We start from the raw sequence: 22,118 nt of genomic DNA on the forward strand, positions 1-22,118 counted from the left end.
TAGAAGACCATGGCACGACTAAAAGAGATTTACCGGAAGGAAATCGCTCCGAAACTTAAGGAAGAACTTAAGCTTTCGAACGTGATGGAAGTTCCGCGCGTTACAAAGATCACCCTGAACATGGGTCTGGGCGAAGCGATCGGCGACAAAAAAGTCATCGAGCACGCTGTTGCTGACCTGGAAAAGATCACCGGCCAGAAAGTCGTTGTGACCTACGCTCGTAAATCCATCGCTGGCTTCAAAGTCCGCGAAGGATGGCCGATCGGCGTCAAGGTGACTCTGCGCCGTGAGCGTATGTACGAGTTCCTGGATCGTCTGCTGTCGATCTCCCTGCCTCGGGTTCGCGACTTCCGCGGCCTGAATGCCAAGTCCTTCGATGGTCGTGGTAACTACAGCATGGGCGTGAAAGAGCAGATCATTTTCCCGGAAATCGACTACGACAAGATCGATGCTCTCCGCGGTCTGGACATTACCCTGACCACCACTGCCAAGAACGATGATGAAGGCCGCGCTCTGCTGCGTGCTTTCAAATTCCCGTTCCGCAACTGATTGGAGTAGGAAAATGGCCAAGAAGAGCATGAAAAACCGTGAGCTGAAGCGTCAGCTCACCGTTGCCAAGTACGCCACCAAGCGTGCAGCGCTGAAAGCTATCATCGTCGATCTGAACGCAAGTCCAGAAGCGCGTTGGGAAGCTACCGTAGCTCTGCAGAAGCAACCACGTGACGCAAGCGCTTCGCGCATGCGTAACCGTTGCCGCCTGACTGGTCGTCCGCACGGCGTTTACCGCAAGTTCGGCCTTGGCCGTAACAAGCTGCGTGAAGCTGCAATGCGTGGTGACGTTCCAGGTCTGGTTAAAGCCAGCTGGTAATCGTTGTCAAAGCCTTGATGGTCGGGTTTGCAAGAACCTGACCATCGGTGGCCTTGAATGTGAATCAAGCCCCTTTTGGGGCTTGATTCATTTCTGGGGTGTGTCTAGAATGACCGGCTCGCCTGAGCCCGTGTTGTTCATGCCCGGAAGTTCTCGGCGACAAGTAGTAGCCGCAAGGCTAATTTTTCTGTTTTAGGAGCGTCTAGCCCATGAGTATGCAGGACCCGTTAGCGGACATGCTAACTCGAATCCGTAATGCCCAGATGGCTGAAAAGTCTGTCGTAAGCATGCCGTCTTCCACGCTGAAGGTGGCTGTAGCAAAAGTCCTGAAGGACGAAGGTTACATCGCGGATTTTCAGATCACCACCGACGCTAAGCCGTCGTTGTCCATCTCGCTGAAGTACTTCGAAGGCCGTCCGGTTATCGAAGAAGTGAAGCGCGTTAGTCGTCCAGGCCTGCGTCAGTACAAGTCCGTTGAAGATCTGCCGAAAGTTCGTGGCGGTCTTGGCGTGTCTATCGTCTCCACCAACAAAGGTGTGATGACGGATCGTGCTGCGCGCGCTGCCGGTGTCGGCGGCGAAGTTCTTTGCACTGTGTTCTAAGGGGGGATAAGCATGTCTCGCGTCGCTAAGAACCCCGTTAAGCTGCCAGCCGGTGTCGAAGTAAAATTCGCAGGCCAACAGCTTTCGGTGAAGGGTGCCAAGGGCACTCTTGAACTGAACATCCATTCGTCCGTTGAGATCGTTGAAGAAGCTGGTGAGCTGCGTTTTGCTGCTCGCAATGGCGATCAACAGACTCGCGCAATGGCCGGTACCACGCGTGCGTTGGTAAACAACATGGTCCAAGGCGTAAGCCAAGGCTTCGAGCGCAAGCTCCAGCTGGTCGGTGTTGGTTACAAAGCGCAAGCAAAAGGTCAGGTTTTGAACCTGGCTCTTGGCTTCTCGCACCCAGTGGATTACGAACTGCCGGAAGGCATCACCGCTGAGACTCCTAGCCAGACCGATATCCTGATCAAGGGCATCGACAAGCAGCTGGTAGGTCAAGTGGCCGCCGAGATCCGCGACTTCCGTCCACCAGAGCCGTACAAAGGCAAAGGTGTGCGCTACGCGGACGAAGTCGTCCGTCGTAAAGAAGCCAAGAAGAAGTAGGGCATAGCAAATGACCGACAAAAAAGTTACTCGACTGCGTCGCGCTCGCAAAGCACGCCTGAAAATGCACGAACTCGAAGTCGTGCGTCTCTGCGTGTTCCGCTCTTCGCAGCACATCTACGCCCAGGTCATCTCGGCCGACGGCAACAAAGTCCTGGCAAGCGCCTCGACTTTGGATAAAGAACTGCGTGATGGTGCCACTGGCAACATCGACGCGGCCACAAAGGTTGGCCAGCTGGTCGCTACGCGTGCTAAGGCCGCTGGCGTCTCGCAAGTGGCTTTCGACCGCTCTGGCTTCAAGTACCACGGCCGCGTTAAAGCGCTGGCTGATGCTGCTCGTGAAGCTGGGCTGGAGTTCTAAGTTATGTCAAATAACGACCAAAAGCGCGACGAAGGCTACATTGAGAAGCTGGTTCAAGTTAACCGCGTAGCCAAAACCGTTAAAGGCGGCCGTATCTTCACTTTCACCGCGTTGACCGTGGTTGGTGATGGTAAGGGGCGTGTTGGCTTCGGCCGTGGCAAGTCGCGTGAAGTGCCTGCTGCGATCCAGAAGGCAATGGAAGCTGCTCGCCGCAACATGATTCAAGTTGACCTGAATGGCACCACTCTGCAGTACGCAATGAAGTCCGCTCACGGCGCTTCGAAGGTGTACATGCAGCCTGCTTCTGAAGGTACCGGTATCATCGCTGGCGGCGCTATGCGTGCTGTTCTCGAAGTTGCGGGCGTTCAGAACGTTCTGGCCAAGTGCTACGGCTCGACTAACCCGGTAAACGTGGTTCACGCCACTTTCAAAGGTTTGAAAGCTATGCAGTCTCCTGAATCCATTGCCGCCAAGCGTGGCAAAAGCGTCAAGGAGATCTTCTGATCATGGCTACCGTTAAAGTAACGCTGATCAAAAGCATGACCGGCCGCATCCCTAACCACAAACTGTGCGTTAAGGGTCTGGGTCTGCGTCGCATCGGTCACACTGTAGAAGTCCAGGATACTCCCGAGAATCGCGGGATGATCAACAAGGCTTACTACATGCTGCGTGTCGAGGGTTAATCGATGAAACTCAATGATCTGAGTCCAGCGCCGGGTTCCCGTCGTGAAAAGCATCGTCCGGGCCGTGGTATCGGTAGCGGTTTGGGTAAGACTGGTGGCCGTGGCCACAAAGGTCAGACCTCCCGCTCCGGTGGCACCATTGCTCCAGGCTTTGAAGGCGGTCAACAGCCGCTGCATCGTCGCCTGCCGAAGTTCGGTTTCGTTTCCCTGAAAGCCATGGACCGCGCAGAAGTGCGTCTGTCCGAGCTGGCTAAAGTGGAAGGCGACATCGTCACCGTGCAGTCCCTGAAAGATGCCAACGTGATCAACGTCAACGTACAGCGTGTGAAAATCATGCTGTCCGGTGAAGTGACTCGCGCTGTCACTATCGGCAAGGGAATCGGCGCCACCAAAGGTGCGCGTGCGGCTATCGAAGCAGCTGGCGGCAAGTTCGAGGAATAAATGGCTAAGCAAGGTGCTCTCTCTGCGCTCGGCAAAGGCGGTATGTCTGAACTCTGGGCTCGTCTGCGTTTTCTGTTCCTGGCGATTATCGTCTACCGAATAGGCGCACACATCCCGGTTCCAGGTATCAACCCGGACCGACTCGCAGAACTGTTTCGACAGAATGAGGGGACCATTCTTAGCTTGTTCAACATGTTCTCCGGCGGCGCGCTGGAACGGATGAGCATCTTTGCATTGGGGATCATGCCGTACATTTCGGCATCGATCATCATGCAACTGATGACAGCCGTCAGCCCGCAGCTGGAACAGTTGAAGAAGGAAGGTGAAGCTGGGCGTCGCAAGATTGCTCAGTACACCCGCTACGGCACTGTCGTTCTCGCTCTCGTTCAGGCAATTGGCATGTCCATTGGTCTGGCGGGGCAGGGCGTATCGTTCACTGGTGACTTTAGCTTCCATTTCGTCGCGGTATCCACTTTTGTGGCTGGTGCGATGTTTATGATGTGGCTGGGTGAGCAGATTACTGAGCGTGGTGTTGGCAACGGTATCTCGATGTTGATTTTCGCAGGTATCGTCGCCGGTCTTCCGAGAGCGATCGGGCAGTCTTTCGAGTCTGCGCGTCAGGGTGATATCAACATTTTTGCCCTGGTTGCGATCGGTTTGCTGGCAGTAGCGATTATCGGTTTTGTGGTGTTCATTGAGCGTGGTCAGCGTCGTATTGCTGTTCACTACGCCAAGCGTCAGCAGGGCCGCAAGGTCTTTGCTGCGCAGACTAGCCACTTGCCGCTGAAGGTGAACATGGCCGGTGTTATTCCGGCTATTTTCGCGAGCAGCATTTTGCTGTTCCCGGCTTCGTTGGGTACCTGGTTCGGTCAGTCTGAAGGTATGGGCTGGTTGCAGGACATCTCGCAGTCGATCGCTCCTGGTCAGCCGTTGAATATTCTGCTGTTTAGTGCAGGGATTATTTTCTTCTGCTTCTTCTATACGGCGTTGATGTTCAATCCGAAAGACGTAGCGGAAAACCTGAAGAAGTCCGGTGCCTTTATTCCGGGCATCCGTCCAGGCGAACAGTCGGCGCGCTACATTGATGGCGTTCTGACCCGTTTGACCCTGTTCGGTGCTCTATATATGACGGCCGTATGTCTGTTGCCCCAGTTCCTGGTGGTTGCGGCAAACGTTCCGTTCTACCTTGGCGGGACCTCGTTGCTGATCGTGGTCGTGGTTGTGATGGACTTCATGTCCCAAGTACAATCGCACCTCGTTTCGCACCAGTACGAATCCCTGATGAAGAAAGCCAACCTGAAGGGTTACGGCAGCGGCATGTTGCGCTGAGTACCCATAAGGTTCGAGGAGTTGGTGATGAAAGTTCGTGCATCGGTGAAAAAGCTGTGCCGTAACTGCAAGATTATTCGCCGCGAAGGTGTTGTTCGAGTAATTTGCAGCGCGGAACCGCGTCACAAACAGCGCCAAGGCTGAGTGTGATTGTGCTTCAAGCCCGGTAGCTAGTGCGCTACCGGGTTGATTATTTGTTATTACAGCGATATTATCTCGCGCCCTATTTCTTGGCTTCCGGGGCGTAGGTAGCTGTCAATTGGAGTCCCACTGAATGGCCCGTATTGCAGGCGTTAACATTCCAGATAACAAGCATACTGTTATCTCGCTGACCTACATCTATGGTGTTGGTCGCACTACTGCGCAGAAGATCTGTGCAGTGACTGGGGTAAACCCAGCAGCAAAGATCAAAGATCTGAGCGACGAGCAAATTGAACAGCTGCGTGGCGAAGTGGCGAAGTTCACCACTGAAGGTGACCTGCGTCGCGAAATCAACATGAAAATCAAGCGCTTGATGGACCTCGGTTGCTATCGCGGTCTGCGTCATCGTCGCGGTCTTCCAGTGCGCGGTCAGCGTACCAAGACCAACGCGCGTACCCGTAAAGGTCCGCGTAAGCCGATCCGCAAGTAATCGCCCCAGCGAATCGACAGGAATTTAATCATGGCAAAACCTGCTGCTCGTCCTCGTAAAAAAGTTAAAAAGACAGTGGTTGATGGCATCGCCCACATCCATGCATCTTTTAACAACACCATCGTGACCATTACCGACCGTCAAGGTAACGCTCTTTCCTGGGCTACCTCCGGTGGTTCGGGTTTCCGCGGTTCCCGCAAGTCCACCCCGTTTGCTGCTCAAGTAGCTGCTGAACGTGCTGGTCAAGCTGCGCTGGAATATGGCCTGAAAAACCTCGACGTTAATGTCAAAGGTCCAGGTCCAGGTCGTGAATCCGCAGTCCGCGCTTTGAACGGCTGTGGCTACAAGATCGCCAGCATCACCGACGTGACGCCAATCCCGCACAACGGGTGCCGTCCGCCGAAGAAGCGCCGCGTGTAATCCAGGAGATTGTAAAGAATGGCTCGTTACATTGGTCCAAAATGCAAACTCGCTCGTCGCGAAGGCACCGATCTCTTTCTGAAGAGCGGCGTGCGCGCGATCGAATCGAAGTGCAACATTGAAGCAGCACCTGGTATCCACGGCCAACGCCGCGGTCGCCAGTCCGACTACGGCACCCAACTGCGTGAAAAGCAGAAGGTCCGTCGTATCTACGGCGTTCTCGAGCGTCAGTTCAGCGGCTACTACAGAGAAGCTGCTGGCAAAAAAGGTGCAACTGGTGAAAACCTGCTGCAACTGCTCGAATGCCGTCTGGACAACGTTGTATACCGTATGGGCTTTGGTTCGACTCGTGCCGAATCCCGTCAGCTGGTATCGCACAAGTCGATCAGCGTTAACGGTCAGACCGTAAACGTTCCGTCGTATCAGGTTCGTGCTGGTGACGTGGTTGCAGTTCGCGAGAAAGCAAAAAACCAACTTCGCATTGTCCAAGCTCTCGATCTGTGTGCCCAACGTGGCCGCGTAGAATGGGTAGAAGTAGACACTGAGAAGAAGTCGGGCGTTTTCAAGAACGTTCCTGCTCGCAGTGATCTGTCCGCCGACATCAACGAAAGCCTGATTGTCGAGCTCTACTCCAAGTAAGGGCTAGAAAATAGGTGCATCCATGCAGATTTCGGTAAATGAGTTCCTGACACCCCGCCATATTGATGTGCAGGTTGTCAGTCCAACCCGCGCCAAGATCACACTCGAGCCTCTCGAGCGTGGTTTTGGCCACACCCTGGGCAACGCGCTGCGACGCATCCTGTTGTCCTCAATGCCCGGCTGCGCAGTAGTCGAGGCCGAGATTGACGGTGTGCTCCACGAGTACAGCGCCATCGAAGGTGTACAGGAAGACGTAATTGAAATCCTGTTGAACCTTAAAGGTCTGGCCATCAAGCTGCACGGTCGTGACGAAGTTACGCTGACCTTGTCGAAGAAGGGTTCGGGGGTGGTTACCGCTGCCGATATTCAGCTGGATCATGATGTCGAGATCGTTAATCCCGATCACGTAATCGCTAACCTGGCGTCTAACGGCGCCCTGAACATGAAGCTCACCGTAGCTCGTGGTCGTGGTTATGAACCAGCCGACTCGCGTCAGAGCGATGAAGATGAAAGCCGCAGCATCGGTCGCTTGCAGCTTGACTCTTCGTTCAGCCCGGTTCGCCGTATTGCATACGTGGTGGAAAACGCCCGTGTCGAGCAGCGTACCAACCTGGACAAGCTGGTTATTGATCTGGAAACCAACGGTACTCTGGATCCTGAAGAGGCTATCCGCCGCGCTGCAACCATTCTGCAACAGCAGTTGGCTGCGTTCGTCGACCTCAAGGGTGACAGTGAGCCAGTGGTTGTCGAGCAGGAAGACGAGATCGATCCGATCCTGCTTCGCCCGGTTGACGATCTGGAACTGACTGTACGTTCGGCTAACTGCCTTAAGGCGGAAAACATCTACTACATCGGCGACCTGATTCAGCGTACCGAAGTAGAGCTGTTGAAGACTCCGAACCTGGGCAAGAAATCCTTGACTGAAATCAAGGACGTTCTGGCCTCCCGCGGTCTGTCCCTCGGCATGCGCCTCGACAACTGGCCGCCTGCAAGTCTTAAGAAGGACGACAAGGCGACTGCCTGATCGTCGTAATCACCGAACGTAGTGTTTGGTAAGGAATGAACCATGCGTCATCGTAAAAGTGGTCGTCACCTGAGCCGCACCAGCTCGCACCGCAAGGCCATGTTCCAAAACATGGCGGTGTCGCTGTTCGAGCACGAGCTGATCAAAACTACTCTGCCAAAAGCCAAAGAACTGCGTCGCGTTGCTGAGCCGCTGATCACTCTGGCCAAGACAGACAGCCTGGCTAACCGCCGTCTGGCTTTCGACCGTACTCGTTCGAAAGCTATCGTTGGTAAGCTCTTCAACGACCTGGGCAAGCGTTACGCTACCCGTGAGGGTGGCTACCTGCGCATCCTCAAGTGCGGTTTCCGCGCTGGCGACAACGCGCCTATGGCGTACGTCGAGTTGGTTGATCGTGCTACTGCCGGCGAAGCTGTATCCGCCGAGTAAGACGTCAGTCTGAAACGAAGAACCGGGCCTAGTGCCCGGTTTTTTGTGCCCGCAAGAAAATGCGCTGTTCGTACAAGCTTCCGACACAGTTCTGTTGGCACTATGTGCTGGTAAACATAATTAGTAATTATCTATCGATGTCTGCAAGTTAATGAATTTGTAGGTGTCACGTTGATGATCAATAATTCACACCAAGCCGATTAGCCGGCAGTTCCAAGACTGACAGAGGAAGAAGTCCGTATGAGCCAAATCAAAACGCTTACGACCGCCAGTGGCGCACCTGTCGCTGATAACCAGAATTCTCGCTCTGCCGGCCCGCGTGGTCCGCTGCTGCTCGACGATTTTCACCTGATCGAGAAGCTTGCCCATTTCAACCGTGAAAACATTCCTGAGCGTCGCGTACACGCCAAAGGTTCGGGCGCCTACGGTACATTCACGGTCACTCGCGACATCACTGAGTACACCAGCGCCAAGCTGTTCGAATCTATCGGCAAGCAGACCCCAACCTTCCTGCGCTTCTCCACCGTGGGTGGCGAGCGTGGTTCGGCTGATACCGAGCGCGATCCGCGTGGCTTCGCGTTGAAGTTCTACACCGAGGAAGGTAACTGGGACATCGTCGGTAACAACACGCCTGTGTTCTTCATTCGCGATCCACTGAAGTTCCCAGACTTCATCCACACGCAAAAGCGCCTGCCGCAAAGCAACCTGAAAAGTGCGCAGATGATGTGGGATTTCTGGTCGCACTCCCCGGAAGCCTTGCACCAGGTCACCATCCTGTTCTCTGACCGCGGCATTCCTGACGGCTACCGCCACATGCATGGCTTCGGTAGCCACACCTATAGCCTGATCAGCGCCAAGGGCGAGCGTCACTGGGTGAAATGGCACTACAAGACTAAACAAGGGATCAAGAACCTTGCACCGGCAGATGCCGCGCGTTTGGCGGGCACCGACCCGGACTACGCCCAGCGCGATCTGTTCGAAGCGATCGAGCGCGGTGACTTCCCGAAGTGGCGCGTGTGCATTCAGATCATGACCGAATCCCAGGCTGCGGCGCATTACGAGAACCCTTTCGACGTGACCAAGACCTGGTCGCAGAAAGAGTTTCCACTGATTGAAGTCGGTGAGCTGGAACTGAACCGTAACCCGCTGAACTACTTCGCCGAAGTTGAACAAGCTGCATTCGGCCCGAGCAACATGGTGCCAGGCGTCGGTCTGTCGCCAGACCGCATGCTGCAAGGTCGCGTGTTCGCTTATGCCGATGCGCACCGCTACCGTGTTGGCACCAATCACCAGCAATTGCCGGTGAATGCCCCGCGCAGCCCGGTAAACACTTACCAGCGCGACGGCTCGATGGCTTTCGGCAGCAACGGTGGAGCGGCGCCGAATTACGAGCCAAACAGCTACATCGAATCGCCGAAACAAGCTCCGCACTACGCTGAGCCTGCCTTGGCCCTGAGCGGCTCAGCTGATCGCTACGATCACCGCGAAGACACCGATTACTACAGCCACGCCGGTGCGCTGTTCCGCTTGATGAGCGATGACCAGCGAGCATTGCTGGTCAGCAACATTGCCGGTGCAATGGGTGGGGTTTCTCCTGACGTCGTCGACCGTCAGTTGCAGCACTTCTACAAGGCCGATCCTGCGTATGGAGAAGCAATCGCGAAGCTGCTTAGCGTACAGCTTAACGAAGTCTAAACGAGAAGCAGAACCGCCCGCATTAAGGGCGGTTTTTGCGTTATTTAGGCTGCTTTTCTCAGAATATCTTCGCTTTTATTGCGTGAAGTGGGTGACCTTGCAGTCAGCTTGGTTCAAACTACAGACTTTCAAGCAGGGAGATGTAGGGCGATGCAAGGCCACCCAGACGTTATCGATTACCTCAACACGTTGCTGACCGGCGAACTGGCCGCGCGTGACCAATATTTTGTTCATTCGCGGATGTATGAGGACTGGGGATTCACCAAGCTCTACGAGCGAATCAACCACGAAATGGAAGAAGAGGCCGGTCACGCTGATGCGTTGATGCGCCGGATTCTGATGCTTGAAGGTACGCCGCGCATGCGTCCGGATGATCTGGATGTCGGCACTACCGTGCCTTCGATGCTCGAAGCAGATCTGCGTCTTGAGTACAAAGTTCGCGCTGCGCTGTGCAAAGGTATCGAGTTGTGCGAGCAGCACAGTGACTACGTCAGTCGCGAGATCCTGCGGGTCCAGCTCAACGACACTGAAGAAGATCACACCTACTGGCTGGAGAAGCAGTTGGGCCTGATCAAGCTGATCGGTCTCGAGAACTACCTGCAATCTCACACCTGATTGCACTGATACAAAAAAGCCCCTGTCACTGATGAAGTGACAGGGGCTTTTTCGTGCCTGGAGTTTAAGCCCGGTCGCGGATCAACAACGGCTTGAGGTAATGGCCGGTGTGAGATTGCTTCATCTCGGCCACTTGTTCCGGCGTGCCGGTTGCAATGATCTGCCCACCTTTGGAACCGCCTTCCGGTCCGAGATCAACCAGCCAGTCGGCCGTCTTGATTACGTCGAGGTTGTGTTCGATCACCACGACAGTGTTTCCGTGGTCGCGCAGGCGATGCAATACATCGAGCAGTTGCTGGATATCCGCGAAGTGCAGGCCGGTGGTCGGCTCATCGAGGATGTACAGCGTCTTGCCGGTATCGCGCTTGGACAGTTCACGAGACAGTTTGACCCGCTGCGCTTCACCGCCGGACAGGGTCGTCGCCGACTGCCCCAGCTTGATGTACGAAAGCCCTACATCCATCAACGTCTGCAGCTTGCGCGCCAGCGCCGGCACAGCGTCGAAGAACACCCGGGCTTCCTCGATGGTCATCTCGAGGGTTTCGTGGATGCTCTTGCCCTTATATTTGATCTCAAGGGTTTCGCGGTTGTAGCGCTTGCTCTTGCACACGTCGCACGGCACGTAGATATCCGGCAAGAAGTGCATTTCAACCTTGATCAGGCCATCGCCCTGGCAGGCTTCGCAGCGACCACCCTTGACGTTGAAGGAGAAACGCCCCGGGCCGTAACCACGGGAGCGCGACTCGGGCACGCCGGCGAACAGTTCGCGGATCGGAGTGAACAGTCCGGTGTAGGTCGCCGGGTTGGAGCGCGGCGTGCGGCCAATCGGGCTCTGGTCGATATCGACGACTTTGTCGAGATGCTCCAGGCCTTTGATGCTGTCATGGGCCGCCGCTTCCAGCGTCGTGGCGCCGTTGAGTGCGGTTGCACTCAGCGGGAACAGCGTGTTGTTGATCAGCGTCGACTTGCCCGAGCCGGACACGCCGGTTACGCACGTCAGCAAGCCGATCGGGATTTCCAGGTCGACGTTGCGCAGGTTGTTGCCCCGCGCGCCCTTGAGCGACAGGGTCAGCTTCTTGTTGCGCGGCGTACGCTTGGCTGGAACTTCGATCTTGACCCGCCCCGACAGGTATTTGCCGGTCAGAGAATCAGGGTGTGCCATGACTTCGGCTGGCGTACCTTCGGCAACGATCTGCCCGCCATGCACACCGGCGCCCGGGCCGATATCCACCACGTAGTCAGCCAGACGGATAGCGTCCTCGTCGTGCTCGACCACGATTACCGTGTTGCCGATGTCACGCAAATGCTTGAGCGTGCCAAGCAGCCGGTCGTTATCGCGCTGATGCAGGCCAATTGACGGTTCATCGAGGATGTAGAGGACGCCAACAAGGCCCGCACCGATCTGACTCGCCAGGCGAATCCGCTGCGCCTCGCCTCCGGACAGGGTGTCGGCACTGCGATCCAGCGACAGATAATCGAGACCGACGTTAACCAGAAACTGCAGACGCTCGCGGATTTCCTTGAGGATCTTGTCGGCAATCTCGCCACGGCGACCGGTCATCTTCAGTTCGCCGAAGTACACGCAGGCATCGCCGATCGGCAGGTTGGTCACCGCCGGCAGTGTCTTCTCGCCGACCCACACGTGCCGTGCTTCGCGACGCAGGCGGGTGCCACGGCAATCCGGGCAGGACTGCGTGCTGAGGAATTTGGCCAGCTCTTCACGCACGCTCGCCGATTCGGTTTCGCGGTAACGGCGTTCCAGGTTCGGCACGATGCCTTCGAACGGGTGCGAACGTTTGACGATGTCGCCGCGGTCGTTGAGGTATTTGAAGTCGACGTTCTGCGATCCGCTGCCGTGCAGGATGAATTTCTGCTGATCGGCCGGCAGTTCGTTGAACGGCACTTCCAGGCTGAAACCGTAGTGCGAGGCCAGTGAGCCGAGCATCTGGAAATAATAGACGTTGCGCCTGTCCCAGCCGCGAATGGCACCTTCGGCCAAGGTCAGGTCGCCATTGACCAACCGCTTGATGTCGAAGAACTGCTTCACTCCCAGACCGTCGCAGGTCGGGCAGGCGCCGGCAGGGTTGTTAAAGGAAAACAGCTTCGGCTCCAGCTCGCTGATCGCATGGCCGCAGATCGGGCAGGCGAAGCGTGCGGAGAAGATCATTTCTTCGCCCGGCTCGTCGTCCATCGGCGCCACGAGGGCGATGCCATCGGCCAGTTTCAGCGCGGTCTCGAAGGATTCGGCCAGACGTTGCTGCAAATCGGCGCGAACCTTGAAGCGGTCGACGATCACATCAATCGAATGCTTCTTCTGTTTATCCAGTTTCGGCAGCTCGTCGAGTTCACAAATGCGGCCGTTGACCCGGGCGCGGACGAAGCCTTGAGCGCGCAGTTCTTCAAAAACAGAAAGGTGTTCGCCTTTACGCTCGCGGATCACCGGTGCCAGCAGCATCAGTTTGCTGCCTTCCGGCTGGGCCAGCACCAGGTCGACCATCTGGCTGACGGTCTGCGCTTCCAGTGGAATGTCGTGATCCGGGCAGCGCGGCGTGCCGACGCGTGCATACAACAGACGCAGATAGTCGTAGATTTCGGTGATGGTGCCGACCGTGGATCGCGGGTTGTGCGAGGTCGACTTCTGTTCGATGGAGATCGCCGGCGACAGGCCTTCGATGGTGTCGACGTCGGGTTTTTCCATCATCGACAGGAACTGCCGGGCGTAGGCCGACAGGGATTCGACATAGCGGCGCTGACCTTCGGCGTACAGTGTGTCGAAAGCCAGGGACGACTTGCCGGATCCGGACAGGCCGGTGATGACGATCAGTTTGTCCCGTGGCAGGGTCAGGTCGATGTTCTTCAGGTTGTGGGTACGGGCCCCACGTATCAGGATCTTGTCCAAAGTGGCCTCGCTCGGCGGGCGTCGAAAACGTAGGAGTATACGGGCAAATACTGGATGGATGCACACTATCAAGCGAAGCGTTTTTTACCCTGCATGAAGAGTGTTTCATCTATACGCGTCATAGCGTCGCGATATACCCCGTCTTCCGATGGGACTGGTAGAATCGCCGCCGGTTCACACGAGGTTTTTCCATGCACGATCTCCACAGCGAACGCATGAGTGGCAGCGAGACCCGCGCGGCGAGCGGTCTGGCCCTGGTGTTCGCCTTCCGTATGCTTGGCATGTTCATGGTGTTGCCGGTACTGGCGACCTACGGCATGGATCTGGCGGGAGCGACTCCGGCCCTGATCGGTCTTGCAATCGGCGCTTACGGCCTGACTCAGGCGATTTTTCAGATTCCGTTCGGGGTCATTTCCGACCGCATTGGCCGTCGTCCGGTGATTTACCTGGGGCTGATCGTCTTTGCCCTCGGCAGCGTTTTGGCGTCTCAAGCCGATTCTATCTGGGGCGTGATTGCCGGTCGGATCCTGCAGGGCGCCGGGGCGATTTCCGCTGCGGTCATGGCGTTGCTCTCCGACCTGACCCGCGAACAGCACCGTACCAAAGCCATGGCCATGATTGGCATGACCATCGGCCTTTCGTTCGCCGTGGCCATGGTGGTCGGGCCTTTGTTGACCAGCGCTTTCGGCTTGTCCGGACTGTTCCTTGCCACAGGCGCGATGGCGCTGGTAGGCATCCTGATCATCATGTTCATGGTGCCGAAATCCACAGGGCCGTTGCAGCACCGTGAATCGGGCGTGGCGCGTCAGGCCTTGATGCCGACACTCAAGCATCCGGATCTGCTGCGACTCGATCTGGGCATCTTTGTGTTGCATGCGATGCTGATGTCGAGCTTCGTTGCTTTGCCCTTGGCGCTGGTGGAAAAAGCCGGGTTGCCCAAGGAGCAGCACTGGTGGGTCTACCTGACCGCGCTGCTGATCTCCTTCTTCGCCATGATCCCGTTCATCATCTACGGCGAGAAGAAACGCAAAATGAAACGAATTTTGCTCGGCGCCGTCATGACGCTGATGCTCACTGAGCTATTCTTCTGGCAGTTCGGTGACAGCTTGCGGGCTCTGGTGATCGGCACGGTGGTGTTCTTCACCGCGTTCAATCTGCTGGAGGCTTCATTGCCGTCGCTGATCAGCAAGGTTTCACCGGCGGGCGGGAAGGGCACGGCCATGGGCGTGTATTCCACCAGTCAGTTCCTCGGCTCTGCACTCGGCGGGATACTCGGCGGCTGGTTGTTTCAGCATGGCGGTCTGTCGGTTGTGTTCCTCGGATGTGCCGGTCTGGCTGCCATCTGGCTGGCCTTTGCTGTTACCATGCGCGAACCTCCCTACGTGACGAGCCTACGCTTGCCGTTGTCGCCCGAGGCGATCCGCGAAGCGGGTCTGGTCGAGCGCCTCAAGGCCCTCGTGGGGGTAACAGATGCAGTGATAGTTGCTGATGAAGCGGCTGTTTACATCAAACTGGACAAAGAATTAGTGGATCGCGACACCCTCGAACGCCTGGTGAACAACCCGGCCGGGGCTGCTTGCGAAGCCTAGGAGAACGTTATGGCCCGTGGGGTTAACAAAGTCATATTGGTCGGCACTTGCGGCCAGGATCCCGAAGTTCGCTACCTGCCTAACGGTAACGCCGTGACCAACCTGAGTCTGGCAACCAGCGAACAGTGGACCGACAAGCAAACCGGTCAGAAGGTCGAGAAGACCGAATGGCACCGTGTGTCGATGTTCGGCAAGGTTGCCGAGATCGCTGGCGAATACCTGCGTAAGGGTTCGCAGGTCTACATCGAAGGCAAGCTGCAGACCCGTGAGTGGGAAAAAGACGGTATCAAGCGTTACACCACCGAGATCGTGGTCGACATGCAAGGCACCATGCAACTGCTCGGCGGCCGTCCACAACAGGGCGACCAACAAGGCGGCGGCAACAACTACCAGCAGTCCGCTCCAGCTCCACGTCAGCAGGCTCCGCGCCCGCAGCAATCGGCTCCACAGCAGCGTTCGGCCCCGGCTCCACAGCAGGCCGCACCGCAACCGGCTCCGGATTTCGACAGCTTTGATGACGATATCCCGTTCTGACCCTCATAAGAGAAGAGTGCAAAGATCTTAATGGGTTTTTTTTGATAAAAATCTTTTAAGAACAAAGCATTAGCCAAAAAAAGAAAGCCCCGATCTTTGTAAAGAGATCGGGGCTTTTGCTTTACACTTTGAAAATGAAAAAAGATTTGCCATAGGGGGTTCTCGTAAAGTAAAAAGATTTTATATAACCGTCGTGTAAAGGAGTGGTGATGGAAGTCGTCATGGTGGAGCAGGAGACTGGTGAACGCTTGCCGATGATCCTAGGGGCGGATGGCTTGCCTGATCCGGCTCCGAATGAGTGGCTTCTATCGCGACGCGGTAGTAGTACCAATACCCTCCTGAGAAATGCCCGTGAGCTTGCCATCCTGGTCAGTTGGCTAGAGGAGCGTCGGATCGACTTTGTGGCGCGGATTCGCTCTGAGTGGAGCTTCACTGAGGCTGAGTTGAAAGGCAGCTTGGTCGAACGACTGCGTCACTCGGTGAAACGACCTGGAGAGCAGAGTATCTGCCCGGACGGAGCGCCTAAATGGAAGTTGGAGCCTGTGGCGGCGGAAACCTTCAACCAGCGTTTGACAACCGTCAATGCCTTCTTTTCTTATAGCTTCGATTTGGAGTTGGGCCAGCTAAGTAGCAAAGATCCAATGTACCTGCGTGTCCAAGAGCATAAGGCACACGTTAACGGGATCTTTGCGCGTTCTTTTGTCTCAGATCCGGGTTCATCAACCGCCCTAGTCAAAGACCTCGAAGACGCTCAGTTGGCCAGTTTCAAAGACATTGTGTCTTATCGCAATCCAAACGCATATGGCGTCAATGAGCACGTTCGTTTCAGAAATTACATTTGCTCGATGATCATGCTTCGCTATGGGCTGCGCATTGGAGAGCTTCTCAGTCTACGGTTGGAAGATATCGTCTTTGGGCGTATCTCGGAAATTTGCGTTGTCAGGCGCCCTGATGATCCAAGAGATACACGAAGGCCCAGGCCCAAGGTCAAACGACTGGCGCGCCAATTGCCCATTGATGAACCTAACTTCGCTAAAGAGCTGGCGGAGTATATTGAGGTGCATCGCGAAGCCATGATGGAGGCTGGGGATGCCGACGATCATTATTACTTAATCGTCTCTGACGAAGGCGCGCCACTGCATTTGAATTCACTCGCTCAGTATTTCCGCATTTTGCGTGCGCGATTCCCTGTCTCCCTGCCCCGAACGCTCTCCGCGCACATGCTGCGCCATACTTTTTCCACGCGGACGGAGCGTCAACTGTGCACTGATGGCTACAGCGAAGAGGAGCGCAAGAAGATACTGGCAGGCCTTAGAGGTGACTCTAGCCTCTCCTCTCAAGATCCATATGTTAGGCAGGAAGCCATCAGGCGGGGACAAAAAAGTCTGCGCACTTACCATGAAGAATTGTTGATTCCGGAGTTTTGAATTTGAACTCATCTCTCGCCCTCGCGCAGTTGTTCGATGATTATCAATGGGAACCTATTCCGTCTGTTGTAACTACCGCTGAAGGCCATACTTTAAACGCGGGAGTTGGCGATTGGCATCTGCCTTATGCGATGCGCTCTCAGGGGACTGCTCGGTTTTCCCTGGTTAATAGTGAGTTTGCGAGGAGGTCTCTTCAGCTTTATTGTCTTGACCGCGTTAGGACGGTTTCTTGTCATGCGGCTCTAATGACTTTTGACGAGTGTTGGGCGTATGTTCTAAAAGATCGGGTATTGAACGATGGTGATGGATTTAAGGATGAGCTGATCTCTTGTTTTGAATTGGCGATCAATAAGTATAAGAGGGAGAAAAAACTCTGGATGCTTTATCGACCAATTCAGTGGTACGTATGGTGCGCTGAGCATTATCCTGAGTTAGGTTTTTGTGATGACTATGCTTTGGAATTGGACTCAATGCGGATTCCAGGTAATCCAAAGGGGGAGGCGGTCAAAAATGAGGACCCTACCAAGGGGCCGTTGAACCGGGCACTGGAGCTTCAGCTGTTAATCAATGCTTTGGCTGCGCCTTGCCCACATGAGTTGAAGGCATTGCAGGAACGTGCGGCGCTGGCGCTGTTCATTGCGCATGGAAGAAACCCTGCCAACCTTTCACTGTTGTGGGAGGCGGACTTAGTCAATCTTACACCTGAGGCGGACACTCCCACATGGGTGATTCGGTATCCGCGAATTAAAAAACGGTTAAGAAATCCGCGTGCCGATCTTCGAGAGGTGCCGATTCCGACCGTTTATGCTGGGTACATATTGGATCTGATTGCCTATAATCAGAAAATACCCTGTGAGACCACGGTTGATGGCCGACCGATTAGCAATGATCGCCCCTTGTTCATCAATCAGCTGATGAATAAGCCCGCGCTCCGATCAGGTCGTCTTGACCAACTGTTCATTTATCCATCGAGTTATCTGTCTGAGCTTATTCGCTCCTTTGTTCGACGCCATCAGATTATTTCCCCACTCACTCAGCGGCCATTAATTATTAATGCGAGGCGCCTACGCTACACGTTGGCTACAAACCTGGTACTGGATGGCATAAGCAAGAAGGAGCTGGCTTATATTCTGGATCATTCTGATTTGCAGCATGTTGAAGTTTATTTTGAGCTGGCAGGTGAAATCGTCGAGCATCTGGATAAGGCCTATTTCACCTATTACTCTCAGCTGGCGAAATACTTTAAGGGTAAATTGGTTTCGCGTGACGATGATTTGATTAATTCCGACGATGCTTCTAAATTAATTCCCTGTATGGATGTGTACGAAGAGATTGGTGTGTGTGGCCTAGATGCGCTGTGTCAATTATATCCACCATATTCTTGTTACAAGTGTCCTAAGTTTCAGGCTTATATGGATGCGGATCACGAGGCAGTGTTTGAGTTTCTCTATCAGCGGCGAGTTAAGGCGCTTGCAACTGGAGATAAACAGATAGCCGTGCAGTTGGACGAGATCATGTTTGCCGTTCAGCAGGTGATCCAAATGTGCGAATCGCGAGTAGCTGGGGTTATGGCATGAAAAAAGTTGTTCCGTTCATCTCTCGTCTTGAGCAAGATCGCTGGAGCAACCTTTCGGCACTCGTTGAACGTGCAAAGCGTTTATCGTTAGAAGGTTTCGAGGCGGTCGATTGGAATAGCTCCACGTGGCTGATCCAGGCGGGCAGGCTTACCAAGAGCCCAGGTAAGCGTCCCGGGCCGGCAGAGATTAACTTCTGTTTTCACCCGTCGGTGGGCGGATCGCCGCTGACGGGGTCATGGGATGATGCGGTCAAGGCGCTCATGTGTTTACGCTTTCACCGCAATAGTCAAATGATGTCGAATCAACGAAACTTTATTTCGGCTGTTGCTTTTGTCGCTCACAACGCAGGGGACACCGACCTTTTTCAGCTGAATATCGAGATACTTGAGCGTGCATGTGACGCCATCAATGACCAATATGCGGAGTCGACAGCCTACAATTTGCATAAGGCGGTTATGGAGTTCGCCGATTTGTGTGATGCAAATCGCCTTTGCAATGTTTCGCTGAAATACAAATATTCAAAATTTAAACGACCGACGAAAGTGAATGGGAGAGAGCAACGTCGTTTAGAGGACGCGGAGTATGAGCAGACCGTCGCCGATAAGATGGTCAGCCCGGAAGTACTGAAGGCTTTGGGAGCCCTCTATCAAGAAGTCCCAGAGAACCATAAGTATCGGCTTTACATTGTTATGTTGACCTTCTTGGCTTTCTTGGGGCGGCGATTCAGTGAGCTGGCGCTGCTTCCGCTGCAAGAGGTTGGTAGCTTTGCTAATGGTGAGCGATTTGTAAGGATCTTTCCAGGTAAGGCGAGCAGAGGGGATGGGGCCGACGTGATGGATCGTGTTCCGCTCCCGACGGAGGCGGAGTGGGTCATTGAGGATTGTTTGGCCGAGTTTAGAGTGCTGAGCGAGGCGGCTCGTGCAACCGCAATTGAAATGCGGCGAGCCAATGGACCTGACCTCCGCTTTTTGGATAAGTATCCAACGGATTATGTCTTTTATAAGGAGGATTTTTTAGCGCTGGGCTTTCCAAATCTGGTAGGTACAAATGGTTGGATAAGGAAGCAGGGACTGACTGTGCCCTATCCGGACAAACTTACTTCACAGGGGATTCGACCGGCAAATCCGTCTCATGGTACGAATCGATCTGCTTTCGTCGATTACTGTAAGAGTCTCTTTGATTCAACTTATGTTCAACCTCTCAAGGTGGACCGCCAAGGGAAGCCGTATTTTCCGGAGGATATGATGATCCTACGTCACATGGGGACATCTTCTGGAGCATACACACCTTGCATTGCGCTCCCCGTGACTCATGCGATGCTTCATCGCTTCATCAAACATGATATGTACGAGTTGGTGAAGCAGTATCACTCGGCCGACGCACTAGCTCGATTTACAACCCACCAGTTCCGCCACACGCTCAACACCCTGCTTGACGAAGGTGGTCTCAGCGATCTGATGCAGACCAAATGGTTTAACCGTAGCAATCCCCGCGATACCAAGGTCTACCAGCACACCAGTCCCCATAAAAAAGCCTTGATGTACCGTGAAAAAATCAAGTTGGGAGAGGTCGGTGGTCCTATTGCTCAGACATACGAGTCGCTGCCAGTAGAGCGCCAGGAGGCTTTTTTGATCGCTCGTGTCAAAGCGGTCCATGACCTAGGGCCTGGAATGTGTACGCGGGTATTTGCGCAGAGCCCCTGCCCAAAGGGGGTGCAGTGCCAGAGCAAGTGCGATGAGTATTCGTGGCTCAAAGATAGTGAGTCAGCTCGTGATGAGGTGATGCGGATGTATAAAGTTCAAGTGGTTCACTACGAGACCGCCCAGCAGAAGTATGCGTCCAAGCGAAAAGGCGAAAGCGGGCAATGGTTGAAAATTATTGAGGAAAAGATAGGTGTGTTGGAACAGCAGTTGGCTGATTTCCAAGTTGACATCCAGGCCCTAAAGGCGGAGGCGCTCGCACATGCAATCTGAAAAGAAGCCGACCTCAAAGCGTATTGATGAGGTGGATGTCCGGATTATTTTGCGTGAGTTAGAACGTTGGCAGAGTGGGGTACTGGTTGGCGAACTCACTTGGTCTGTACTGGAAAAACTCTCCGGTTTCTCCCGCCAGGCACTGCATGCACGCCCTGAAATCAAGGCAGCTTACCAGGCGGCGAAGATTTCACTGCGGGGCGGGCTGGCAAAGACAAGGATAGAGGCCGTCGCCAATAACGAAACCCTCCAGGCCGAGCTGGATAGGCTGAAGGGGCAGCTCGCTATTTATGAGGAAAGAGAAATTAAATGGCGGGCCCGATGGCAACGCATTGCGTACCACCTTCGCGTGAAAGGGTTCCAGGTAAGCCATATAGATAGACCAATTCCCGGTGGTGTTAAGGGGGGGACTGCTCGGGACGCCGACAATATTCTGAAACCGTTTGATAAAGAAATCCCCCCGACAGAGTGAAGTTGATCAGGGGGGAATCGACGTAGTTAGGACTTTGTATAAAGCGCAGGGGAGGTCTGCTTGGGGGGCTTTAAAATACCTGATGGCGTTATCTGGCCCATTGTCGCCCTCATCACAATTCAGCTCTTCGGAGAGCGGGGAATAGCATTCTACGAAGCCAGCAGACGCCGCAGCGTCGACCGATAGAGCGGCCTACTGTGGCCTTCGACGAAGGGCCGCAAATCGAGTCGAGCGTGAAGCCCGCATTCCGAATGATTGCATGGGCGAGCTGGCTAATTGCACAGACTTGCCCACCCATTTCCATCCGACCTGACCAGTCATTTGCATCGGACTTGACCAGCACGATTCGTGGGCATGACCGGCAGAGATCGACTCAAAGCAGTCATTTGTTTGCAGGATGTGAGGCCAGTAATTTTCGTCACGCAGAAAAAACGAGGCCGCATTTGCGGCCTTGTTTTTTAGGGGGTTACTCGTGTGAATGTCCGTGCTCAGCGCTCTCAGAAGTTGCGCCTTCCTCGCCAACGCCACAGGCAGTCATCAGGCCTAGGAAGCAGATCAGGAGCATCGAGCGAATCAGCGTGGTTGGAGTTTTCATGGAAGGCTCTTCAAAAGTTGGTGAAATAAATGGTCTGGGGGCGGGCTGAACTCTGAATCTTCGGCAGCAGGACAGCCATCGCTGTTTTGAATTACTGTTTAATGCTCAAGTAATCGCCGGTCGTTTTCAGTGCGATGGTCACGTCGTTATTGCTGCGGTTACGCCAAAACCAACCGTGGGTGCCGTCAAAAATGGCGGTGAATTCACCTTTATCACTTTTGACCTGCTTGCCTTTGTTGTAGCTGTGGAAGTAACCCTTTTCACCGTTGTAGGGCTCACCATGGGTGTCAAAGTTCACAGGTCCGCCAACCGCTGTCCATTCATAGCTGACAGACTTGCCCTTCAGGACTTCGAGCTTTATTTCCGTCCCTTCACCTGGCTTCAGCGTGACGCTCATTTGATTCGTCTTCAAAGCTGAAGTGGATGTGGACGCCGGCTGGGCAACAGGTTTCGCAATAGGCTGGACTTGCGCAACCTGTGGAGCTGGAGCTGGAGCTGGAGTAGCTGGAGTAGCTGGAGTAGCTGGTTGAGGTGGCGCGGCGTCCGCTAAAGCTTCCTGGGCAAGGATAATCTTCAGTTCGCCCATTTGGGTCAGTCCCAGCGCGCGGCCCACGCCCGTAGGATCAATGGCATATTCCGAGGGCATGACTACTGTCACCAGCAGGCCGACCGCAGTCAGCAGGGCAATGACAGTCGAACGCACCAGTTTGCGAGTGCTAGGCAATTCATTAACGGTTGGAAGCGGAGTATTAAACATGGTCAGAATTCC

General features: G+C 54.7%; 25 protein-coding genes. 23 read left to right on the forward strand and 2 right to left on the reverse strand.

Annotation, left to right across the window (positions count from 1 at the left end):
* Window positions 1-9: 9 nt before the first annotated feature.
* The 17 genes from rplE to bfr all read left to right on the forward strand — a co-directional run bounded on the left by rplE (window position 10) and on the right by bfr (window position 10,283).
* A complete protein-coding gene (rplE, locus tag IAI51_RS19610; protein ID WP_003210069.1) occupies window positions 10-549 on the forward strand; it encodes a 50S ribosomal protein L5 in 540 nt (179 codons plus the stop codon).
* Between the two features lie 13 nt (window positions 550-562).
* Window positions 563-868: a 30S ribosomal protein S14 gene (gene rpsN / locus IAI51_RS19615; RefSeq protein ID WP_003228726.1), complete on the forward strand. Its 306-nt coding sequence runs from the start codon at window positions 563-565 to the stop codon at window positions 866-868.
* A 209-nt stretch (window positions 869-1,077) separates the two neighbouring features.
* Window positions 1,078-1,470: a 30S ribosomal protein S8 gene (gene rpsH / locus IAI51_RS19620; protein ID WP_007966178.1), complete on the forward strand. Its 393-nt coding sequence runs from the start codon at window positions 1,078-1,080 to the stop codon at window positions 1,468-1,470.
* A 12-nt stretch (window positions 1,471-1,482) separates the two neighbouring features.
* A complete protein-coding gene (rplF, locus tag IAI51_RS19625; protein ID WP_003228722.1) occupies window positions 1,483-2,016 on the forward strand; it encodes a 50S ribosomal protein L6 in 534 nt (177 codons plus the stop codon).
* Between the two features lie 10 nt (window positions 2,017-2,026).
* Window positions 2,027-2,377: a 50S ribosomal protein L18 gene (gene rplR / locus IAI51_RS19630; protein ID WP_003186037.1), complete on the forward strand. Its 351-nt coding sequence runs from the start codon at window positions 2,027-2,029 to the stop codon at window positions 2,375-2,377.
* 3 nt (window positions 2,378-2,380) lie between these two features.
* On the forward strand, window positions 2,381-2,881 hold the full coding sequence (gene rpsE / locus IAI51_RS19635) for a 30S ribosomal protein S5 (RefSeq protein WP_003186035.1): 501 nt from the start codon (window positions 2,381-2,383) through the stop codon (window positions 2,879-2,881).
* Between the two features lie 2 nt (window positions 2,882-2,883).
* On the forward strand, window positions 2,884-3,060 hold the full coding sequence (gene rpmD, locus IAI51_RS19640) for a 50S ribosomal protein L30 (protein WP_003176408.1): 177 nt from the start codon (window positions 2,884-2,886) through the stop codon (window positions 3,058-3,060).
* Between the two features lie 3 nt (window positions 3,061-3,063).
* Window positions 3,064-3,501 (forward strand): 50S ribosomal protein L15, encoded by a 438-nt coding sequence (gene rplO, locus IAI51_RS19645; protein ID WP_003228720.1) that lies wholly within the window; start codon window positions 3,064-3,066, stop codon window positions 3,499-3,501.
* Window positions 3,502-4,830, forward strand: coding sequence for a preprotein translocase subunit SecY (gene secY / locus IAI51_RS19650; protein ID WP_187679961.1), 1,329 nt, complete (start codon window positions 3,502-3,504; stop codon window positions 4,828-4,830).
* A gap of 27 nt (window positions 4,831-4,857) precedes the next feature.
* Complete coding sequence (rpmJ, locus tag IAI51_RS19655) at window positions 4,858-4,974, forward strand: 50S ribosomal protein L36 (RefSeq protein ID WP_002555468.1); 117 nt, start codon at window positions 4,858-4,860, stop codon at window positions 4,972-4,974.
* Window positions 4,975-5,104: 130 nt separating this feature from the next.
* Complete coding sequence (gene rpsM / locus IAI51_RS19660; protein WP_003186020.1) at window positions 5,105-5,461, forward strand: 30S ribosomal protein S13; 357 nt, start codon at window positions 5,105-5,107, stop codon at window positions 5,459-5,461.
* Window positions 5,462-5,491: 30 nt separating this feature from the next.
* Window positions 5,492-5,881, forward strand: coding sequence for a 30S ribosomal protein S11 (gene rpsK, locus IAI51_RS19665; RefSeq protein ID WP_002555466.1), 390 nt, complete (start codon window positions 5,492-5,494; stop codon window positions 5,879-5,881).
* A gap of 18 nt (window positions 5,882-5,899) precedes the next feature.
* Window positions 5,900-6,520, forward strand: a complete 621-nt coding sequence (gene rpsD / locus IAI51_RS19670) for a 30S ribosomal protein S4 (protein WP_187679962.1) — start codon at window positions 5,900-5,902, stop codon at window positions 6,518-6,520.
* 22 nt (window positions 6,521-6,542) lie between these two features.
* Entirely contained in the window at window positions 6,543-7,544 is a 1,002-nt protein-coding gene (locus IAI51_RS19675; RefSeq protein ID WP_003186012.1) for a DNA-directed RNA polymerase subunit alpha, read from the forward strand.
* A gap of 42 nt (window positions 7,545-7,586) precedes the next feature.
* Entirely contained in the window at window positions 7,587-7,973 is a 387-nt protein-coding gene (rplQ, locus tag IAI51_RS19680) for a 50S ribosomal protein L17 (protein WP_003176402.1), read from the forward strand.
* A 240-nt stretch (window positions 7,974-8,213) separates the two neighbouring features.
* Window positions 8,214-9,668: a catalase gene (locus IAI51_RS19685; RefSeq protein ID WP_187679963.1), complete on the forward strand. Its 1,455-nt coding sequence runs from the start codon at window positions 8,214-8,216 to the stop codon at window positions 9,666-9,668.
* Between the two features lie 150 nt (window positions 9,669-9,818).
* Complete coding sequence (gene bfr, locus IAI51_RS19690) at window positions 9,819-10,283, forward strand: bacterioferritin (protein ID WP_187679964.1); 465 nt, start codon at window positions 9,819-9,821, stop codon at window positions 10,281-10,283.
* Window positions 10,284-10,347: 64 nt separating this feature from the next.
* Here bfr and uvrA read toward each other — a convergent pair whose 3' ends face one another.
* Entirely contained in the window at window positions 10,348-13,182 is a 2,835-nt protein-coding gene (gene uvrA / locus IAI51_RS19695; RefSeq protein ID WP_187679965.1) for an excinuclease ABC subunit UvrA, read from the reverse strand.
* A 191-nt stretch (window positions 13,183-13,373) separates the two neighbouring features.
* Here uvrA and IAI51_RS19700 point away from each other — a divergent pair, with 191 nt between their 5' ends.
* From IAI51_RS19700 to IAI51_RS19725, 6 genes are all read left to right on the forward strand, one after another.
* On the forward strand, window positions 13,374-14,771 hold the full coding sequence (locus IAI51_RS19700; RefSeq protein WP_187679966.1) for an MFS transporter: 1,398 nt from the start codon (window positions 13,374-13,376) through the stop codon (window positions 14,769-14,771).
* A 9-nt stretch (window positions 14,772-14,780) separates the two neighbouring features.
* Entirely contained in the window at window positions 14,781-15,305 is a 525-nt protein-coding gene (locus IAI51_RS19705) for a single-stranded DNA-binding protein (protein WP_008081898.1), read from the forward strand.
* A 209-nt stretch (window positions 15,306-15,514) separates the two neighbouring features.
* A complete protein-coding gene (locus tag IAI51_RS19710) occupies window positions 15,515-16,732 on the forward strand; it encodes a site-specific integrase (protein WP_187679967.1) in 1,218 nt (405 codons plus the stop codon).
* Window positions 16,733-16,734: 2 nt separating this feature from the next.
* Window positions 16,735-18,309, forward strand: coding sequence for a site-specific integrase (locus IAI51_RS19715; RefSeq protein ID WP_187679968.1), 1,575 nt, complete (start codon window positions 16,735-16,737; stop codon window positions 18,307-18,309).
* Complete coding sequence (locus IAI51_RS19720) at window positions 18,306-20,282, forward strand: integrase (RefSeq protein ID WP_187679969.1); 1,977 nt, start codon at window positions 18,306-18,308, stop codon at window positions 20,280-20,282. The genes IAI51_RS19715 and IAI51_RS19720 overlap by 4 nt, the downstream gene beginning before the upstream one ends.
* A complete protein-coding gene (locus IAI51_RS19725) occupies window positions 20,272-20,754 on the forward strand; it encodes a protein kinase (protein ID WP_222944218.1) in 483 nt (160 codons plus the stop codon). The genes IAI51_RS19720 and IAI51_RS19725 overlap by 11 nt, the downstream gene beginning before the upstream one ends.
* Window positions 20,755-21,440: 686 nt before the next feature.
* Here IAI51_RS19725 and IAI51_RS19730 read toward each other — a convergent pair.
* Entirely contained in the window at window positions 21,441-22,106 is a 666-nt protein-coding gene (locus IAI51_RS19730) for a transmembrane anchor protein (protein WP_187679970.1), read from the reverse strand.
* Window positions 22,107-22,118: the final 12 nt, after the last annotated feature.

Origin of the sequence: Pseudomonas sp. N40(2020), from assembly GCF_014472415.1 — a bacterium.
GTDB lineage: Bacteria > Pseudomonadota > Gammaproteobacteria > Pseudomonadales > Pseudomonadaceae > Aquipseudomonas.

Coding starts and splice junctions, on each gene's coding strand:
- rplE (WP_003210069.1), top strand. CDS start 10: ATGGCACGACTAAAAGAGATTTACCGGAAGGAAATCGCTCCGAAACTT.
- rpsN (WP_003228726.1), top strand. CDS start 563: ATGGCCAAGAAGAGCATGAAAAACCGTGAGCTGAAGCGTCAGCTCACC.
- rpsH (WP_007966178.1), top strand. CDS start 1,078: ATGAGTATGCAGGACCCGTTAGCGGACATGCTAACTCGAATCCGTAAT.
- rplF (WP_003228722.1), top strand. CDS start 1,483: ATGTCTCGCGTCGCTAAGAACCCCGTTAAGCTGCCAGCCGGTGTCGAA.
- rplR (WP_003186037.1), top strand. CDS start 2,027: ATGACCGACAAAAAAGTTACTCGACTGCGTCGCGCTCGCAAAGCACGC.
- rpsE (WP_003186035.1), top strand. CDS start 2,381: ATGTCAAATAACGACCAAAAGCGCGACGAAGGCTACATTGAGAAGCTG.
- rpmD (WP_003176408.1), top strand. CDS start 2,884: ATGGCTACCGTTAAAGTAACGCTGATCAAAAGCATGACCGGCCGCATC.
- rplO (WP_003228720.1), top strand. CDS start 3,064: ATGAAACTCAATGATCTGAGTCCAGCGCCGGGTTCCCGTCGTGAAAAG.
- secY (WP_187679961.1), top strand. CDS start 3,502: ATGGCTAAGCAAGGTGCTCTCTCTGCGCTCGGCAAAGGCGGTATGTCT.
- rpmJ (WP_002555468.1), top strand. CDS start 4,858: ATGAAAGTTCGTGCATCGGTGAAAAAGCTGTGCCGTAACTGCAAGATT.
- rpsM (WP_003186020.1), top strand. CDS start 5,105: ATGGCCCGTATTGCAGGCGTTAACATTCCAGATAACAAGCATACTGTT.
- rpsK (WP_002555466.1), top strand. CDS start 5,492: ATGGCAAAACCTGCTGCTCGTCCTCGTAAAAAAGTTAAAAAGACAGTG.
- rpsD (WP_187679962.1), top strand. CDS start 5,900: ATGGCTCGTTACATTGGTCCAAAATGCAAACTCGCTCGTCGCGAAGGC.
- IAI51_RS19675 (WP_003186012.1), top strand. CDS start 6,543: ATGCAGATTTCGGTAAATGAGTTCCTGACACCCCGCCATATTGATGTG.
- rplQ (WP_003176402.1), top strand. CDS start 7,587: ATGCGTCATCGTAAAAGTGGTCGTCACCTGAGCCGCACCAGCTCGCAC.
- IAI51_RS19685 (WP_187679963.1), top strand. CDS start 8,214: ATGAGCCAAATCAAAACGCTTACGACCGCCAGTGGCGCACCTGTCGCT.
- bfr (WP_187679964.1), top strand. CDS start 9,819: ATGCAAGGCCACCCAGACGTTATCGATTACCTCAACACGTTGCTGACC.
- IAI51_RS19700 (WP_187679966.1), top strand. CDS start 13,374: ATGCACGATCTCCACAGCGAACGCATGAGTGGCAGCGAGACCCGCGCG.
- IAI51_RS19705 (WP_008081898.1), top strand. CDS start 14,781: ATGGCCCGTGGGGTTAACAAAGTCATATTGGTCGGCACTTGCGGCCAG.
- IAI51_RS19710 (WP_187679967.1), top strand. CDS start 15,515: ATGGAAGTCGTCATGGTGGAGCAGGAGACTGGTGAACGCTTGCCGATG.
- IAI51_RS19720 (WP_187679969.1), top strand. CDS start 18,306: ATGAAAAAAGTTGTTCCGTTCATCTCTCGTCTTGAGCAAGATCGCTGG.
- IAI51_RS19725 (WP_222944218.1), top strand. CDS start 20,272: ATGCAATCTGAAAAGAAGCCGACCTCAAAGCGTATTGATGAGGTGGAT.
- IAI51_RS19730 (WP_187679970.1), bottom strand. CDS start 22,106: ATGTTTAATACTCCGCTTCCAACCGTTAATGAATTGCCTAGCACTCGC.